17 protein-coding genes and 1 other annotated feature are annotated in these 18,114 nt (G+C 38.6%); all 17 genes read left to right on the forward strand.

Going from position 1 to position 18,114, the window contains the following annotated elements; all coding sequences use genetic code 11:
* Positions 1-3: 3 nt before the first annotated feature.
* Positions 4-744 carry a 23S rRNA (guanosine(2251)-2'-O)-methyltransferase RlmB gene (gene rlmB, locus C1A05_RS16770; protein ID WP_102029390.1) on the forward strand — a complete coding sequence of 247 codons (741 nt, stop codon included), beginning with the start codon at positions 4-6 and terminating at the stop codon, positions 742-744.
* A 2-nt stretch (positions 745-746) separates the two neighbouring features.
* Positions 747-1,256 carry an NYN domain-containing protein gene (locus tag C1A05_RS16775; RefSeq protein ID WP_102029391.1) on the forward strand — a complete coding sequence of 170 codons (510 nt, stop codon included), beginning with the start codon at positions 747-749 and terminating at the stop codon, positions 1,254-1,256.
* 90 nt (positions 1,257-1,346) lie between these two features.
* The gene (gene sigH / locus C1A05_RS16780; RefSeq protein WP_200816524.1) at positions 1,347-1,997 is read left to right on the forward strand and encodes an RNA polymerase sporulation sigma factor SigH; all 651 of its coding nucleotides are present in this window, start codon (positions 1,347-1,349) and stop codon (positions 1,995-1,997) included.
* 82 nt (positions 1,998-2,079) lie between these two features.
* On the forward strand, positions 2,080-2,223 hold the full coding sequence (gene rpmG, locus C1A05_RS16785) for a 50S ribosomal protein L33 (RefSeq protein WP_102029393.1): 144 nt from the start codon (positions 2,080-2,082) through the stop codon (positions 2,221-2,223).
* Between the two features lie 29 nt (positions 2,224-2,252).
* On the forward strand, positions 2,253-2,417 hold the full coding sequence (gene secE / locus C1A05_RS16790) for a preprotein translocase subunit SecE (protein WP_102029394.1): 165 nt from the start codon (positions 2,253-2,255) through the stop codon (positions 2,415-2,417).
* Between the two features lie 283 nt (positions 2,418-2,700).
* A complete protein-coding gene (nusG, locus tag C1A05_RS16795) occupies positions 2,701-3,234 on the forward strand; it encodes a transcription termination/antitermination protein NusG (protein WP_102029395.1) in 534 nt (177 codons plus the stop codon).
* Between the two features lie 149 nt (positions 3,235-3,383).
* Positions 3,384-3,809, forward strand: coding sequence for a 50S ribosomal protein L11 (rplK, locus tag C1A05_RS16800; RefSeq protein ID WP_145997328.1), 426 nt, complete (start codon positions 3,384-3,386; stop codon positions 3,807-3,809).
* Between the two features lie 220 nt (positions 3,810-4,029).
* Positions 4,030-4,725, forward strand: coding sequence for a 50S ribosomal protein L1 (gene rplA, locus C1A05_RS16805; protein WP_102029397.1), 696 nt, complete (start codon positions 4,030-4,032; stop codon positions 4,723-4,725).
* A 74-nt stretch (positions 4,726-4,799) separates the two neighbouring features.
* Positions 4,800-4,957, forward strand: a sequence feature (ribosomal protein L10 leader region).
* 65 nt (positions 4,958-5,022) lie between these two features.
* Positions 5,023-5,523, forward strand: a complete 501-nt coding sequence (gene rplJ / locus C1A05_RS16810) for a 50S ribosomal protein L10 (RefSeq protein ID WP_102029398.1) — start codon at positions 5,023-5,025, stop codon at positions 5,521-5,523.
* Positions 5,524-5,624: 101 nt separating this feature from the next.
* Positions 5,625-5,990 carry a 50S ribosomal protein L7/L12 gene (gene rplL / locus C1A05_RS16815; RefSeq protein ID WP_102029399.1) on the forward strand — a complete coding sequence of 122 codons (366 nt, stop codon included), beginning with the start codon at positions 5,625-5,627 and terminating at the stop codon, positions 5,988-5,990.
* 130 nt (positions 5,991-6,120) lie between these two features.
* Entirely contained in the window at positions 6,121-6,723 is a 603-nt protein-coding gene (locus tag C1A05_RS16820) for a class I SAM-dependent methyltransferase (RefSeq protein WP_102029400.1), read from the forward strand.
* A 449-nt stretch (positions 6,724-7,172) separates the two neighbouring features.
* The gene (rpoB, locus tag C1A05_RS16825; protein WP_200816521.1) at positions 7,173-10,730 is read left to right on the forward strand and encodes a DNA-directed RNA polymerase subunit beta; all 3,558 of its coding nucleotides are present in this window, start codon (positions 7,173-7,175) and stop codon (positions 10,728-10,730) included.
* A 121-nt stretch (positions 10,731-10,851) separates the two neighbouring features.
* Positions 10,852-14,466: a DNA-directed RNA polymerase subunit beta' gene (gene rpoC, locus C1A05_RS16830; RefSeq protein WP_102029402.1), complete on the forward strand. Its 3,615-nt coding sequence runs from the start codon at positions 10,852-10,854 to the stop codon at positions 14,464-14,466.
* A 121-nt stretch (positions 14,467-14,587) separates the two neighbouring features.
* Positions 14,588-14,839: a 50S ribosomal protein L7ae-like protein gene (locus C1A05_RS16835; RefSeq protein WP_102029403.1), complete on the forward strand. Its 252-nt coding sequence runs from the start codon at positions 14,588-14,590 to the stop codon at positions 14,837-14,839.
* Positions 14,840-14,941: 102 nt separating this feature from the next.
* Positions 14,942-15,355 carry a 30S ribosomal protein S12 gene (rpsL, locus tag C1A05_RS16840; RefSeq protein WP_102029404.1) on the forward strand — a complete coding sequence of 138 codons (414 nt, stop codon included), beginning with the start codon at positions 14,942-14,944 and terminating at the stop codon, positions 15,353-15,355.
* A 47-nt stretch (positions 15,356-15,402) separates the two neighbouring features.
* Positions 15,403-15,873, forward strand: a complete 471-nt coding sequence (gene rpsG, locus C1A05_RS16845; RefSeq protein ID WP_102029405.1) for a 30S ribosomal protein S7 — start codon at positions 15,403-15,405, stop codon at positions 15,871-15,873.
* Positions 15,874-15,918: 45 nt separating this feature from the next.
* Complete coding sequence (gene fusA, locus C1A05_RS16850; RefSeq protein ID WP_102029406.1) at positions 15,919-17,997, forward strand: elongation factor G; 2,079 nt, start codon at positions 15,919-15,921, stop codon at positions 17,995-17,997.
* Positions 17,998-18,114: the final 117 nt, after the last annotated feature.

Here is an 18,114-nt window from a genome sequence, read left to right on the forward strand (position 1 = left end):
CTTATGTCAGAAGAATGGATCGTTGGAAAAAATCCAGTTATCGAAGCGTTGCGATCAGGAAGAACCATTAATAAAGTCCTTTTACTGGAGAATATCAAAAGTCAATCTGCTAAGCCAATTATACAACTTTGTAAGGAAAATGGAGTCATTACGCAAAGTGTTCCGAAAAGAAAGCTTGACCAAATTGGCCAAAATCACCAAGGTGTTGCAGCTTCCATTGCAGCGTATGATTATGCTTCGATAGATGACTTATTAAACAAAGCGAAATCCTTAAATGAGCAACCTTTTCTCATTATCTTAGACGAGTTAGAAGATCCGCATAATCTAGGATCCATATTAAGAACCTGTGATTCTGTTGGAGCCCATGGAGTCATTATACCGAAGCGGCGCTCTGTACAATTGACGCAGACTGTGGCGAAAGCTTCAGCTGGTGCTATTGAGTATGTTCCTGTAGCTCGTGTTACCAACATTGCTCGAACGATAGATGAGCTAAAACAGGAAAACATTTGGGTTGTTGGCACAGATGCTTCTGGTGAAGAGGATTATCGACAACTAAATGGTGATATGCCTTTAGCTTTAGTAATAGGAAGTGAAGGAAGAGGGTTGAGTAGATTAGTCCGAGACAAATGTGATTGGCTCATACGTTTACCGATGAAAGGAAGCGTCACCTCATTAAATGCTTCTGTTGCTGCAAGTTTGCTTCTTTATGAAGTATATCGTAAACGCTATCCATTAGGAGAATAAAAATGGTTGTTCTAATAGTGGATGGTTACAATGTTATAGGCGCGTGGCCAGAACTTGCTAGCCTTCGAGATAAAGATCTTTCGCAGGCAAGAGATTTATTAATTGAGAAAATGGCCGAATATCAGTCTTATACAGGTGAACGCGTGATTATTGTTTTTGATGCATATGAAGTGCGAGGTTTAGAAAATAAACAAAAGACCTATAAGGTAGAGGTAATCTATACACGGGAAAATGAAACAGCTGATGAGAGAATTGAAAAACTTGTTGGAGAAGTAAAAAACATAAAAACACAAGTTTATGTGGCGACTTCAGATTATACAGAGCAAAGAACCATCTTTGCACAAGGGGCATTGCGAAAGTCGGCAAGAGAACTATTAATTGAGGTAGAAAATATTGAAAAAGAAATTGAAGAAGAAGTAAAGCATCATATAAACCTTCAAGCGCGTGCAAAAATACCTCTTTCAAAAGAAGTACTTGAGGTTTTCGAAAAATGGCGTCGGGGTATAAAGTAACATGAGGAAATATTGACGCAATTTTGACAAATCTTGTATAATAATCTGTATACGTGGCATAACCGAAATCAGGGGGAATCCTGTGTGACTATGAAAAAAGAGGAACGGAATGATCAGAATCTAGATTTAGAAGTACATACGGATGAAAAAATTGTAGAAATGGTTCGTGAGGGTAATAGTGAAGCGCTCGATTATTTGATTAATAAATACAAAAATTTTGTGCGTGCAAAAGCTAGAACCTACTTTTTGATTGGTGCAGATCGTGAAGATATTGTTCAAGAAGGTATGATTGGTTTATACAAAGCCATTCGTGACTATCAAGAGGACAAGCTTTCATCGTTTAAAGCCTTTGCTGAATTATGTGTGACAAGACAGATCATTACCGCCATTAAGACTGCTACAAGACAAAAGCATATACCTCTTAACTCTTACGTCTCATTGGACAAGCCCATTTTTGATGAAGAGTCGGACCGTACCTTGTTAGATGTTATAGAAGGATCTAAAACTATGGACCCAATTGAATTAATAATAAGTCGCGAACAATATGGGAATATGGAATATAAGATGAAAGAGATTTTAAGTGACTTAGAGAGAGAAGTGTTGAATCTCTATTTAGACGGGCGCTCGTATCATGAAATTTCTGAGCAATTAAACCGTCATGTAAAGTCGATTGATAACGCTTTACAGAGAGTGAAAAGGAAGTTGGAACGGTATTTAGAAGTGGGTGAGCTTATCCCATAACAGGAATTGACAGTCTTCTTAATGCATGCTACATTTATATGGTATAACAGTTCTATTAACAGGAACTATAAGGATGATTATTATGAGGACCAAAATCGTACTAGCATGTGTAGATTGTCAATCTCGCAATTATACTACTTATAAAGAATCATCTTCGGCTCGATTAGAAATCAAGAAATATTGCAAAACATGCAGTAAACATACAATGCATCGCGAAACAAAATAAAGGTTGCCTATAGGTTGGGGGTCAGAATCATGAAATTCCTAAGAAAAGTCGCTAGTGAGATGAGAAAAGTTAGCTGGCCTAAAGGGAAGGAATTAGTACGTTACACAATAACAGTTGTTACAACTGTAGCGTTTGTTACAATCTTTTTTGCGTTAATTGACTTAGGTATCTCACAAATTTTGGAATTGTTCTAGAACATATTTGAATAAATGCCATCTATTTATGTTATAATGATTAATAAAGTTGTGAAAAAACCCGTTTTACGGGTTTTTTCAAATTGTAGAGCTTTTATAGTTGTATCGAGCGCCTTTCCCTGAAGCCTCCCTTGTCCTATAGTATCTTTTCATAAATCTATGAAAATGGGGTTGAATTTAGGGAATACTATATAAAAGGCTACTGATTTTGTTTGTTAGGCGTTCGCCAGTTTGCTATAGATTTTGGTAAGGGAGGGAAGGGCAAATTAATTGTCCTAAAAATATGGAAAAACTATGGTATGTCGTTCATACTTACTCCGGGTATGAAAATAAAGTAAAAGCAAATCTTGAGAAACGATTAGAATCTATGGGGATGACGGATAAGATTTTTCGTGTTATTGTTCCAGAGGAAGTTGAAACAGAAATTAAGAATGGGAAAGCAAAAACGTTAAAGAAAAAGTTTTTCCCTGGTTATGTTTTAGCTGAAATGATTATGACGGATGACTCTTGGTATGTTGTTCGTAACACGCCTGGAGTTACGGGGTTCGTTGGTTCAACTGGATCTGGTTCCAAACCAACCCCATTGTTACCAGAAGAGGTAGAAGGAATTCTGAAAAAACTTGGAATGGATGAACCTGTACTAGAATTGGACATAGATTTAAAAGAGAATGTTCGGGTTACAGATGGTCCGTTTGCGAATTTCACCGGTACGGTAGAACACATTGACTTAGATAAACAAAAATTAAAAGTTCATGTTAATATGTTCGGTCGTGAAACACCAGTAGAGTTAGATTTTTCTCAAATTGAAAAATTATAATCTGATTTTAGCACTTGCATTCATTCCATAAAGATGCTAAAATTTTTATGTTCTTTATGCCTCGAGTATGTTGAAAATTTAAGGTAGAGGAAAGAGTGGGAGGGGGAAAACCCCATTTACCACATCACGGACTTAAGGAGGTGTGTCTCGTGGCTAAAAAAGTAATTAAAGTAGTTAAATTGCAAATTCCTGCAGGTAAAGCTAACCCAGCTCCACCAGTAGGTCCTGCATTAGGTCAAGCTGGTATTAACATCATGGGTTTCTGTAAGGAATTTAATGCTCGTACAGCAGAACAAGCTGGTTTGATTATTCCTGTAGAAATTACGGTTTTTGAAGACCGTTCATTTACATTTATCACTAAAACCCCGCCTGCTGCGGTTCTTTTAAAGAAAGCGGCTGGTATTGAATCAGGATCTGGCGAACCAAACCGTAACAAGGTTGCTACACTTAAACGTGATAAAGTTCGCGAAATCGCAGAATCTAAAATGCCTGATTTAAATGCTGCTGACGTGGAAGCTGCTATGCGTATGGTTGAAGGAACTGCGCGTAGTATGGGAATTGTTATCGAAGACTAATCCTATCTAAAGCTTTCATATGGAATACGAGGTTGCGTGAGGATGTATCTACATTACCTTTCGCAACCTTTGTTCCGTAATAAGAAAGAATCGGGTTGTCTTTTAGATAAAAAGCACGCTTACAGCTATGGTATTGTCTGCACTTGAAAACAATGGAAGTAAATTGTTTTCGTTAAGTGGGAGGTAAAACCGTTAAAACCACAATGAGGAGGAAAAAGGAATGGCTAAGAAAGGTAAAAAGTATTTAGAAGCTACAAAGCTTGTTGATCGTAACACAGTATATGGTGTTGAAGAGGCAATTGAACTAGTAAAGAAAACTGCTACTGCAAAATTTGATGAATCAGTGGAAGCGGCATTCCGTTTAGGAGTAGATCCGAAGAAAGCTGACCAACAAATTCGTGGTGCGATGGTACTGCCAAATGGTACTGGTAAAACACAAAAGGTATTAGTATTCGCTAAAGGCGAAAAAGCAAAAGAAGCAGAAGCTGCTGGAGCTGATTATGTAGGAGATGCAGACTTCATCAATAAAATCAACCAAGGTTGGTTTGATTTTGACGTTGTAGTTGCAACACCTGATATGATGGCTGAAGTTGGTAAGCTTGGACGTGTTTTAGGACCTAAAGGCCTTATGCCTAACCCTAAAACAGGTACAGTTACTTTCGATGTAGAAAAAGCAATTAACGAAATCAAAGCTGGTAAAGTAGAATATCGTGTTGATAAATCAGGTAACATCCATGTTCCAATTGGTAAAGTATCTTTCGAAAACGAAAAGCTAGTTGAAAACTTTAAAGCTCTTGTTGAACAATTGCTAAAAGTTAAGCCTCAGTCTTCTAAAGGAACTTATATGCGTAATGTAGCTGTTGCATCTACTATGGGTCCTGGTATCCGTGTTGATGTATCCGAGTTCCGCGCATAACATTAATTACCAAATAAAACATCACCAATGTTGTTGACTTTATGGGAGTTCTTCCTTATAATCAATAATGTTGTAATAATAAAATATAAATACCGCAGACAGTAGGTGCAGACACTTGCTTAATTTCCTACCGAGGTGTGTTGATATTGTATAAGCCATACAATTTGTATGTTTAAAATTATACGAATACATGCCTCCGCGGTCGCTGTGGAGGCATTTTTTACGTTTAGTAAAGGTTGAAACTTGAGCTAATGAAATGCACATGGCGGTAAAAATGTTGTTTAGGAGGTGGAAGGATTGTCAAACGTACTTGAACACAAAAAACAAACTGTGGCTGAGATTGCTGGAAAATTAAAAGACAGTAAATCAACAATCCTTGTTGACTATCGTGGTTTAGACGTAGCGGAAGTTACAGAACTTCGTAGCAAACTTCGTGAAGCGAACGTTGAATTCAAAGTATACAAAAATACTTTGACTCGTCGTGCTGCTCAAGAAGCTGGTTTTGAAGGACTTAACGAAGTACTAGTTGGACCTACAGCTGTTGCATTTAGTGCTGAGGATGTAGTTGCTCCAGCAAAAGTGCTTAATAACTTTGCTAAAGATCACGAAGATCTAGAAATTAAGGGTGGAGTTATTGAAGGAAATGTTGCAACACTTGATCAAATCAAGGAACTTGCAGATCTACCTTCATACGAAGGCCTACTTTCTATGCTTCTCAGTGTACTTCAAGCACCAGTTCGCAACTTTGCTTATGCTACAAAAGCGATTGCGGATCAAAAAGAAGAAGCTGGCGCTTAATTTATCCGGCAAGGTTCTTGCTAGGAAATGTGTATAATTTCGAAAAGAAATCAACGGCTTAACGCTGTAAAACGTATAAAAACTTAAGGAGGAAATATAAAATGACTAAAGAACAAATTATCGACGCTATTAAAGAAATGACAGTTCTTGAATTAAACGATCTTGTTAAAGCAATTGAAGAAGAATTTGGTGTAACTGCTGCTGCTCCTGTAGCTGTAGCTGGTGGAGCTGCTGGTGGAGCTGCTGCTGAAGAAAAAACTGAATTTGACGTAGTACTAACTGATGCTGGTGCTTCTAAAATTAAAGTTGTTAAAGCAGTTCGCGAAATCACTGGCCTTGGCTTAAAAGACGCTAAAGATCTTGTAGATAACGCTCCTAAAGCTGTTAAAGAAGGCGTATCTAAAGAAGAAGCTGAAGAAGTTAAAGGTAAGCTTGAAGAAGCTGGTGCTTCTGTAGAAGTTAAGTAATTCAATTGAATAATAAGCTAAGCTCGCTATTTTAATGGCGGGCTTTTCCTGTTTATATTATGAAAAAAATAGGTAGTATAAAAATAAGCGTTCCTGTGAATTACTTATTGAAATAAAGTAGGTGATCTAAATGACTGATCATTATTATTCAAAAAATCCATCTTCAAAAAGTGAGCCAGTTAAATGGGAGTATGATTTACGAGGTACTCGCTTTCGTTTTACATCCGACTATGGGGTTTTTTCAAAAAGTGGTGTGGATTTTGGGTCGAAGTTATTAATAGAGCATTTTTCGGAACCAAACATCGAAGGGATGTTTTTAGATGTGGGGTGTGGGTATGGTGCTATCGGAATTACACTTGCAAAATCCTTTCCGAATCGAACCGTTCATATGATTGATGTAAATAATAGAGCGATCCAGCTTGCGAAACAAAATGCAGAAGAAAATGATGTTCAAAATGTAGAAGTGTTTGAAAGTGATGTGTTTTCGAAAGTGGAAAATCGCAATTATGCGAGTGTTGTTACGAATCCACCAATTCGAGCAGGGAAAAAGGTTGTGCACAGCATTTTTGAACAAAGCTTTCAACACTTATCTAAAAATGGAAGTTTGTGGGTTGTAATTCAAAAGAAACAAGGGGCTCCATCTGCTATAAAGAAGTTGGAAGAGGTTTTTGGAGAAGTATCTGTAGTAAAAAAAGAAAAAGGTTACTATATCATAAGAGCAGACAAAGTTTAAGAGGATTTATAGTTTGACGAAATATTTCCAACTATGCTAATATTGATAAATGCCAACTAATATCTTTTGCTTGTCAAGAGGGTATTTTTTACATTAAAAGGGTATAATTTGTATGAATAAATGGCAATAATGATAAAATCGTTAAAAGTGAAGTTTATTTTTACATAACCTTAATTGAAGCAACAAGTTGGCTATTTAACGTTAAATAGGTTGCAGTGAAGTCAACAATCATTCGTATCTATTACGAATGTTCAATAATTGCTTTTGTTAGATCGTTAACAGATTTAATAAGAAGCAATTTCGACATGTGCTTTTGTCGAATCTTTTTCCTTTATGTCCTTTACTCTATTTTAACATTTATGGAGTGGAAAAGTATAAGGAAAATTATTATTTTACCAAAAATATTTTTTGGTGTAGTAAATGTTTTTTCAAATAAGCTTGTTTGAGGGGTGAATCAGTTGGCAGGTCAACTAGTTCAATATGGTCGACTACGTAAACGTCGAAGTTACGCGCGTATTAATGAAGTGTTGGAATTACCAAACCTGATTGAAATTCAAACTGCATCTTACCAATGGTTCTTAGATGAAGGTTTGAAGGAAATGTTTCAGGATATCTCTCCTATTGAAGATTTTACTGGCAATCTTTCTTTAGAGTTTGTTGATTATAGTTTAGGAGAGCCTAAATACCCAGTAGATGAATCAAAAGAGCGAGACGTCACCTATTCTGCGCCCCTTCGTGTAAAGGTTCGTTTGCTTAACAAAGAATCTGGTGAAGTGAAAGAACAAGAAGTGTTCATGGGTGATTTTCCGCTTATGACAGACACGGGTACCTTTGTTATTAATGGTGCAGAGCGTGTTATTGTTTCGCAATTAGTACGATCCCCGAGCGTTTATTTCAATGAGAAAATTGATAAAAACGGTAAAAAGGGATATTCGGCTACTGTTATACCTAATAGAGGTGCATGGTTAGAGTTTGAAACAGATGCGAAAGATGTTGTGCATGTACGCATAGACCGTACTCGTAAATTGCCGATAACAGTATTATTACGTGCTCTTGGATTTGGAACGGATGAAGAAATTGTTCGTTTAATTGGAGAGAATGAATACTTACGTAATACATTAGACAAAGACAACACAGAAAACAGCGAAAAGGCGTTGCTAGAAATATATGAACGTCTTCGTCCTGGAGAGCCCCCTACTGTAGAAAACGCGAAAAGCTTACTTGTTTCACGTTTCTTTGATCCAAAACGTTATGATTTGGCTCATGTTGGACGTTATAAAATGAACAAGAAGCTTCATATAAAGAACCGCTTGTTTAATCAAGTTATTGCAGAGACAATTGTTGATCCTGAAACGGGTGAAGTGATTGCGAAAAAAGGCGACAAAATCGAACGTCGACTTTTAGATAAACTTTTGCCTTATTTAGAAGGGGCAGAAGAAAATTATGGTGAACAAATTTTAGAGCCTCATAACGGAGTTCTAGATGAACCAGTTCGCATTCAGTCTATAAAAATCATGGATCCTTCTGATAAGGAAGGGGAAAAGACGATAAATGTAATTGGGAATGGTGGAGTTGAAAAGGAAATTAAGAATGTAACTCCAGCAGATATCCTTGCTTCTATTAGCTACTTCTTTAACTTATTACATGGAGTAGGGGATACGGATGATATCGATCACCTAGGTAACCGCCGATTACGTTCTGTTGGTGAGTTGCTACAAAACCAATTCCGTATTGGTTTATCTCGTATGGAGCGTGTAGTGCGGGAGCGTATGTCTATTCAAGACACCGACTCTATTACGCCGCAACAATTAATTAACATACGTCCAGTAATTGCATCTATTAAAGAGTTTTTTGGAAGTTCTCAGTTATCTCAATTTATGGACCAAACAAATCCATTGGCGGAATTAACGCATAAACGTCGTCTTTCTGCATTGGGGCCTGGTGGTTTAACTCGTGAACGTGCCGGATTTGAGGTGCGTGACGTACACTATTCTCACTATGGCCGTATGTGTCCAATTGAAACGCCAGAGGGTCCAAACATTGGTTTGATTAACTCTCTATCTTCTTATTCAAAAGTGAATAAGTTTGGCTTTATTGAGACGCCATACCGTCGTGTTGACCCTGAAACAGGACGTGTAACGGAGCACATTGATTACTTAACTGCAGATGAAGAAGATAATTATGTTGTTGCTCAAGCGAACGCATTGTTGGGTGAAGATGGTTCATTCTTAGATGAGGAAGTGTTAGCTCGTTTCCGTGGTGAGAACACTGCAGTGCCTAAAGAGCGGATTGACTACATGGATGTTTCACCTAAGCAGGTTGTATCAGCTGCGACTGCGTGTATTCCGTTCTTGGAAAACGATGACTCCAACCGTGCTTTGATGGGTGCAAACATGCAACGTCAAGCGGTGCCGTTATTGAACCCTGAAGCACCACTTGTAGGTACAGGTATGGAATATGTATCAGGTAAGGACTCTGGTGCAGCAGTTATTTGTAGATATGATGGTATTGTAGAACATGTTGAAGCAAAGGAAGTTCATGTTCGTCGTATTTCTGTCGTTGATGGAAATGAAGTGAAAGGCGATTTAGATCGCTACAAGTTACAAAAATTCATTCGTTCGAACCAAGGCACATGCTATAACCAAAAACCAATTGTAGAAATTGGCGAACGTGTTCGTAAAGGTGAAATTCTTGCTGATGGTCCTTCCATGGAGCAAGGGGAGTTGGCGTTAGGTAGAAACGTGCTTGTAGCCTTTATGACATGGGATGGTTATAACTATGAGGATGCCATCATTATGAGTGAACGTCTAGTTAAAGACGATGTTTATACATCTGTTCATATTGAAGAATATGAATCAGAAGCACGTGATACAAAGCTAGGGCCAGAAGAAATTACTCGAGATATTCCGAATGTTGGCGAAGACGCTCTTAAGAACTTGGATGAACGAGGAATTATTCGGGTTGGTGCTGAAGTATCCGATGGAGATTTATTGGTTGGTAAAGTTACGCCAAAAGGGGTAACAGAGCTAACAGCGGAAGAAAGATTATTGCATGCGATCTTCGGTGAAAAAGCGAGAGAGGTTCGTGATACATCTCTTCGTGTTCCTCATGGCGGTGGAGGTATTGTCTTAGATGTGAAAATCTTCAACCGAGAAGATGGAGATGAGCTACCTCCAGGTGTAAATGAGCTTGTACGGGTATACGTTGTTCAAAAGCGTAAAATTCACCAAGGGGATAAAATGGCTGGACGTCACGGTAACAAAGGTGTTATCTCTCGTATACTACCAGAAGAAGATATGCCATTTTTACCTGATGGCACACCTGTTGATATTATGCTTAACCCATTAGGTGTACCTTCTCGTATGAATATTGGTCAGGTTCTAGAGTTACATCTAGGAATGGCTGCACGACAACTAGGAATTCACGTAGCTACGCCTGTATTTGATGGAGCTCGTGAAGAAGATGTTTGGGAAACAATTGAAGAAGCAGGAATGGCTAAAGATGCGAAGACGATTCTTTATGATGGTCGCTCTGGTGAGCCGTTTGATAACCGCGTTTCTGTTGGGGTCATGTATATGATCAAACTTGCTCACATGGTTGATGATAAGCTACATGCTCGTTCAACTGGTCCATACTCACTTGTTACGCAGCAGCCTCTTGGAGGTAAAGCGCAATTCGGTGGACAACGTTTTGGTGAGATGGAGGTATGGGCGCTTGAAGCATATGGTGCTGCTTATACACTTCAAGAAATCCTTACCGTTAAATCAGATGATGTTGTCGGTCGTGTTAAAACATACGAAGCTATTGTTAAAGGTGAAAATGTTCCAGAACCAGGTGTTCCGGAGTCCTTCAAAGTATTAATAAAAGAGCTTCAAAGCTTAGGATTAGATGTGAAAATCCTTGCTGGTGACGAATCGGAAATTGAATTGAGAGATATGGAAGATGAAGACCAGTCGGCAGAACAATTAAATGTTAATATGGAATCGCGTGAAGAAGAAGCTAATTAATCTTTCTTGCGAATAAATTTTTAAAATAAACCACAGTGGGTAAGGAAAAGCCCGCTGTGGAGTTTGAAAGTAATCTTCTAGATCTAAAAAAATGCTAGATACTATAAGGGAGGTAGGCCCCTTGTTAGATGTAAATAACTTCGAATACATGAAAATTGGTTTAGCTTCACCCGATAAAATTCGCTCGTGGTCTTATGGTGAAGTTAAAAAGCCAGAAACAATTAACTATCGTACGTTGAAACCCGAAAAAGACGGTCTATTTTGTGAAAGAATCTTTGGACCACAAAAAGACTGGGAATGTCATTGCGGCAAATATAAACGAGTTCGTTACAAAGGAATCGTTTGTGACAGATGTGGTGTAGAAGTAACAAAATCAAAAGTACGTAGAGAACGTATGGGGCATATTGAACTAGCAGCTCCTGTCTCACATATTTGGTACTTTAAAGGAATTCCAAGCCGTATGGGACTTGTTTTAGATATGTCTCCAAGAGCGCTAGAAGAAGTAATTTACTTTGCGGCTTATATTGTAACAGACTCTGGTGATACTCCTCTTGAGAAGAAGCAATTGCTTTCTGAAAAGGAATATCGTCAGTATCGTGAAAAATATGGCCAAACATTCCAAGCTCAAATGGGTGCAGAAGCCATTCGTAAGCTATTGCAAGATATTAACTTAGAAAAAGAAGTAGATATATTGAAGGAAGAGCTTAAAACTGCTCAAGGACAACGTAGAACAAGAGCTATTAAAAGATTGGAAGTTTTAGAGTCCTTTAGAAACTCTGGAAACGAACCGTCTTGGATGATTCTTGATGTTCTACCTGTTATTCCGCCAGAATTACGTCCTATGGTTCAATTGGATGGTGGTCGTTTTGCTACTTCTGATCTAAATGATTTATATCGTCGTGTTATCAACCGCAACAATCGTTTGAAGCGTTTATTGGATCTAGGTGCACCAAGCATCATCGTACAAAACGAAAAGCGTATGTTGCAAGAAGCAGTTGATGCATTAATCGATAACGGTCGTAGAGGTCGTCCTGTTACAGGCCCAGGTAACCGTCCGTTAAAATCTCTTTCTCATATGCTGAAAGGGAAGCAAGGGCGCTTCCGTCAAAATCTACTAGGTAAGCGTGTGGACTACTCAGGTCGTTCCGTTATCGTAGTAGGACCAAACTTAAAAATGTACCAATGTGGTCTTCCGAAAGAGATGGCCATTGAATTATTTAAGCCTTTTGTTATGAAAGAGCTTGTTGAACGTAATATTGCTCATAACATTAAATCGGCTAAACGCAAAATTGAACGGTTGCATCCGGAAATTTGGGATGTTTTAGAGGATGTTATTAAGGAACACCCTGTATTATTAAACCGCGCACCAACCTTACACAGATTAGGTATTCAAGCATTTGAGCCAACATTAGTAGAAGGTCGTGCTATTCGCCTACACCCACTTGTATGTACTGCTTATAACGCAGACTTTGATGGTGACCAAATGGCGGTACACGTTCCATTGTCTGCAGAAGCTCAGGCGGAAGCGCGAATTTTAATGCTTGCCGCACAAAATATTTTGAATCCAAAAGATGGTAAGCCGGTTGTTACACCATCACAGGACATGGTGTTAGGTAACTACTACTTAACATTAGAGCGTGAGGGTGCAGTAGGGGAAGGTAAAGTATTTAAGGACCTTGATGAAGCTGTTATTGCCTACAAAAATGGATATGTACATTTACATACTCGTGTAGCTGTATATGCTGGTTCTTTAAATAACCCTACATTCACCGAAGAGCAAAATAACATGCTTATTTTGACAACTGTAGGGAAGCTCATCTTTAATAGCATTTTACCGAGCTCATTCCCATACTTAAATGAGCCTACAAAGAGTAATTTAGAGGTTAAGACTCCTGAAAAGTACTTTGTTGCAAAAGGCACAAATATTAAAGAAGAGATAGCGAGTCGTGATATCATACCTCCTTTCAAGAAAGGTATGCTGGGAGATATCATTGCGGAAGTCTTTAAACGATACAAAATTACAGAGACATCCAAAATGCTAGACCGCATGAAAGACCTTGGATTTGAATATTCCACAAGAGCAGGTATTACTGTTGGAGTGGCTGATATCGTGGTTTTACCAGAAAAACAAGAAATTTTAGATCGTGCCCAAGAAAAAGTGGATAAAGTATTGAAGCAGTTCCGTCGTGGTTTAATAACTGGTGAAGAACGCTATGATCGCGTTATCGCTATCTGGACAGAGTCAAAAGACGAAATCCAAGAAAAGCTTATGAAATCATTAGATAATTCAAACCCAATCTTCATGATGAGTGACTCAGGTGCTCGTGGTAACGCATCTAACTTTACACAGTTAGCTGGTATGCGTGGATTGATGGCGAACCCGTCTGGTAGAATTATCGAACTTCCAATCAAATCAAGCTTCCGTGAAGGTTTAACTGTATTAGAGTACTTTATCTCGACACACGGTGCCCGTAAAGGTCTTGCGGATACTGCGCTTAAAACAGCGGACTCTGGATACTTGACTCGTCGTCTTGTTGATGTAGCCCAAGATGTTATTGTTCGTGAAGATGACTGTGGTACAGATCGTGGTTTAGAAGTATCGACAATTAAAGAGGGCGACGAAATAATCGAGCCTTTAATTGATCGTCTAATTGGCCGTGTAGCATTTAAGAAGGTTACAAACCCAGAAACTGGGGAAGTCATTGTAGGACGTAACGAGCTGATTACAGAAGACCTTGCTAAGGATATTGTGAATGCGGGTATTGAAACATTGACAATCCGCTCTGTGTTCACATGTAATACGAAGCATGGTGTATGTAAGAAATGTTATGGACGTAATCTTGCGACTGGTGAGCAAGTTGATGTTGGAGAAGCGGTTGGTATCATTGCAGCTCAATCAATTGGTGAACCAGGTACGCAGCTTACAATGCGTACATTCCATACTGGTGGTGTAGCTGGAGACGATATTACCCAAGGTCTACCGCGTATCCAAGAGTTGTTTGAGGCTCGTAATCCGAAAGGGCAAGCAGTTATTTCAGAAATTTATGGTACAGTCGAAGACATTAATGAATTGAAAGATAAAATTGAAATTACCATTCAAGGTGAAGTAGAGCAACGTACTTATAACGCACCGTATAACGCGAGACTTAAGGTGACGATAGGTGATACTGTAGAAGCAGGTCAAGAATTAAGCGAAGGTTCTGTGGATCCAAAAGAGTTACTTAAGATTAAAGGTACGGAAGGTGTTCAAACTTATATTCTACGTGAAGTGCAAAAAGTTTACCGTATGCAAGGGGTAGAAATTGCTGATAAACACGTAGAGGTAATGGTACGTCAAATGCTACGTAAGGTTCGAGTAGTAGAGTCAGGTGATACAGACGTTCTACCAGGATCTTTACTAGAGGTTCATCAATTCAAAGATGCAAACCAAAAAGTACTACTTAATAGTGAGCAACCTGCAGTCGGTAGACCAGTGTTACTTGGTATTACCAAAGCATCTCTTGAAACGGATTCCTTCTTATCCGCTGCTTCGTTCCAAGAAACAACTAGAGTTCTTACAGATGCAGCAATTAAAGGAAAACGTGATGAATTACTAGGATTGAAAGAAAATGTAATTATTGGTAAGCTGGTTCCTGCTGGTACAGGTATGAATCGTTACCGTAGTATTGAAATGAAGAAGAGCGTAGAACTCCCAACGGAAGCTGATTTTGTTGGTGAAGAAATTACGACTCGATAAAGTAAAAGAAGTTAAATGAAGTGCCTTGAATTATCACCAAAATTATATTGACATTAAAACGTCAAGATGATAGTATATTCAAGGTGCTTCAATTTAACCTTGGTGCTTTGGAGGATGTACAATGTCTTATGAAAAAGTAGCACAGGCTAAGTCGCAAGTAATAATAGGCACAAAGCAAACAGTAAAAGCTATGAAAAATGGCGAAATTCAAGAGGTTGTTGTTGCAAAAGATGCAGAACGACGTGTCACTGAAAAAGTAGTTAATCTAGCGATTGAGTTGGATTTACCGATCGTTCATGTAGATTCCATGAAAGAATTGGGAAAAGCTTGCGGTATAGACGTTGGTGCAGCTACTGTCGCTATTAAGAAATAGTGCTTTATAGATAAGTGTGCTTTTGCCGTTGTTTTTTTTCGTTTATAATGAACCACCTGGGTGTGTGGTATTACAACGATACAAGAAAGGAGGAAAATTACGATGCCAACAATTAACCAATTAGTTCGCAGAGGTCGTACTTCTAAATCAAAGAAGTCTGACTCACCAGCATTAAATAAAGGTTACAACAGCTTCAAAAAATCTTTAACAAACCAATCTTCTCCTCAAAAACGTGGAGTATGTACTCGTGTAGGTACTCTAACACCTAAGAAGCCGAACTCAGCATTACGTAAATATGCGCGTGTTCGTTTAACTAACGGTATTGAGGTTACGGCGTACATCCCTGGAATTGGTCACAACCTACAAGAGCACAGTGTTGTGTTGATCCGTGGTGGACGTGTTAAAGACTTACCTGGTGTTCGCTATCACATTGTTCGTGGTGCACTTGACACTGCAGGTGTTGAAGGTCGTCAACAAGGCCGTTCTAAATACGGTACGAAGAGACCTAAAAAATAATGGAATACAAATAAAGAATTTAAGCAAAATGGAAAGGAGGGGAACGCATGCCTCGTAAAGGTCCAGTAGCTAAGCGTGATGTGTTACCTGATCCAATATATAATTCAAAACTTGTTACTCGTTTAATCAATCAAATCATGGTTGATGGTAAACGTGGAACTGCACAAAAGATTCTATATAACGCTTTTGAACTAGTGAAAGAGCGTAGTGGAAACGATCCAATGGAAGTATTCGAACAAGCAATGAAAAATGTAATGCCTGTTCTTGAAGTACGTGCGCGTCGTGTTGGGGGTTCTAACTATCAAGTACCGGTAGAAGTTCGTCCAGAACGTCGTCAAGCTTTAGGTCTTCGTCACATTGTATTATATTCACGTCAACGTGGAGAAAAAACAATGGAAGAACGTCTTGCAAACGAAATTTTAGATGCAGCTAACAATACAGGTGCTTCTGTAAAACGTCGTGAAGATATGCATAAAATGGCTGAAGCTAACAAAGCATTTGCTCATTATCGTTGGTAAAAACCAAAAATCCAATAAACTTTACTCTAGGAAGGAGAAAAATATATGGCTAGAGAGTTCTCCTTGGAAAAGACTCGTAATATTGGTATCATGGCTCACATTGATGCCGGTAAAACAACAACTACAGAGCGTATTCTTTTCTATACAGGACGTATCCATAAAATCGGGGAAACTCATGAAGGTGCTTCCCAAATGGACTGGATGGAACAAGAACAAGAACGCGGTATCACGATTACATCTGCTGCAACAACTGCACAATGGAAAGGACACCGTGTAAACATCATTGATACACCAGGACACGTAGACTTTACAGTTGAAGTTGAACGTTCCCTTCGTGTATTAGATGGTGCTGTTACAGTATTAGATGCGCAATCTGGTGTAGAGCCTCAAACAGAAACAGTTTGGCGCCAAGCAACAACATACGGAGTTCCGCGTATCGTATTCATTAATAAAATGGATAAAACAGGAGCAGATTTCTTATACTCTGTAAGTACCCTACATGATCGTCTAGGAGCTAATGCGCATCCTGTTCAGCTTCCGATTGGTGCTGAAGATCAATTTGAAGGTATCATTGATTTGATTACAATGGAGGCATACTTCTATGAAGATGATCTTGGTACTCGTACAGAATCTAAACCGATTCCAGATGAGTACAAGGATAAAGCAGAAGAGTTACGCAACCAGCTAGTTGAAGCGGTAGCAGAAGTTGATGAAGAATTAATGATGAAATATCTTGAAGGTGAAGAGATTTCCGTTGATGAATTAAATGCTGCTATTCGTAAAGCTACTCTTGCAGTAGAATTCTATCCAGTATTCTGTGGATCTGCATTTAAAAACAAAGGTGTTCAGCTAATGTTAGATGGTGTTATTGAATATTTACCATCTCCATTAGATATTCCTCCAATTGAAGGTACAGTTGGTGATACAGAAGAAAAGGTTGTTCGTCGTGCAGATGACAACGAACCATTCTCTGCCCTTGCTTTTAAAGTTATGACAGATCCATACGTAGGTAAACTTACATTCTTCCGTGTGTATTCTGGTACACTTGAATCTGGTACGTATGTTAAAAACTCCACGAAGGATAAGCGTGAACGTGTAGGGCGTATCTTACAAATGCATGCTAACAGTCGTGAAGAAATTAGCCAAGTATATTCAGGTGATATCGCTGCAGCGGTTGGATTAAAAGATACAGCTACTGGGGATACTCTTTGTGGAGAAAAAGATAATGTTATCTTAGAATCTATGGAATTCCCAGAACCAGTTATTTCTGTTGCGATCGAACCGAAATCGAAGGCAGACCAAGACAAAATGTCTGTTGCACTAGGTAAACTAGCTGAAGAAGATCCTACTTTCCGTACAGAAACAAACGTTGAAACTGGTCAAACAATTATCTCAGGTATGGGTGAACTTCACCTTGATATCATTGTTGACCGTTTGAAGCGTGAGTTTAAGGTGGAAGCTAATGTAGGTGCTCCTCAAGTAGCATACCGTGAAACATTCCGTCAAGCTGCTGAAGTTGAAGGTAAATTCGTTCGTCAGTCTGGTGGTCGTGGTCAATACGGTCACGTTTGGGTTAAATTTGAACCTAATGAAGAAGGCGCAGGATTCGAATTTACGAACGCAATCGTTGGTGGTGTTGTTCCTCGTGAATACATCCCATCAGTTGAAGCTGGTATTAAAGAAGCACTAGATAATGGAGTATTAGCTGGATACCCACTAATCGACATTAAAGCTACTTTATATGATGGTTCTTACCATGATGTTGACTCAAGTGAGATGGCATTTAAAGTTGCTGCATCTATGGCTCTTAAAGCAGCTAAAAACAAGTGTAACCCAGTTATACTTGAACCAATGATGAAAGTAGAAGTTGTAATTCCAGAAGAATACATGGGAGATATCATGGGTGATATTACTTCACGCCGTGGTCGTGTAGAAGGAATGGGTGCACGTGGTAATGCACAGGTTGTAAACGCGTTTGTTCCTCTTTCTGAAATGTTTGGTTATGCAACATCTCTACGTTCAAATACACAAGGTCGTGGAACTTACACAATGCACTTTGACCATTATGAAGAAGTTCCAAAAACAATCTCAGAAGAAATTATTAAGAAAAATAGTGGAGAGTAATTGATTTTTTTCAATACATCCATTATAAATAGGTTATAAGCTTGGAGGTATGAACGAAACTTCATACTTCCAGGTATATATAAATACAAAAAATCCATAACAAATGTATTTTATTTA

The organism is Salirhabdus sp. Marseille-P4669, from assembly GCF_900240405.1.
Taxonomy (GTDB): Bacteria; Bacillota; Bacilli; order Bacillales; family Alkalibacillaceae; genus OEQK01.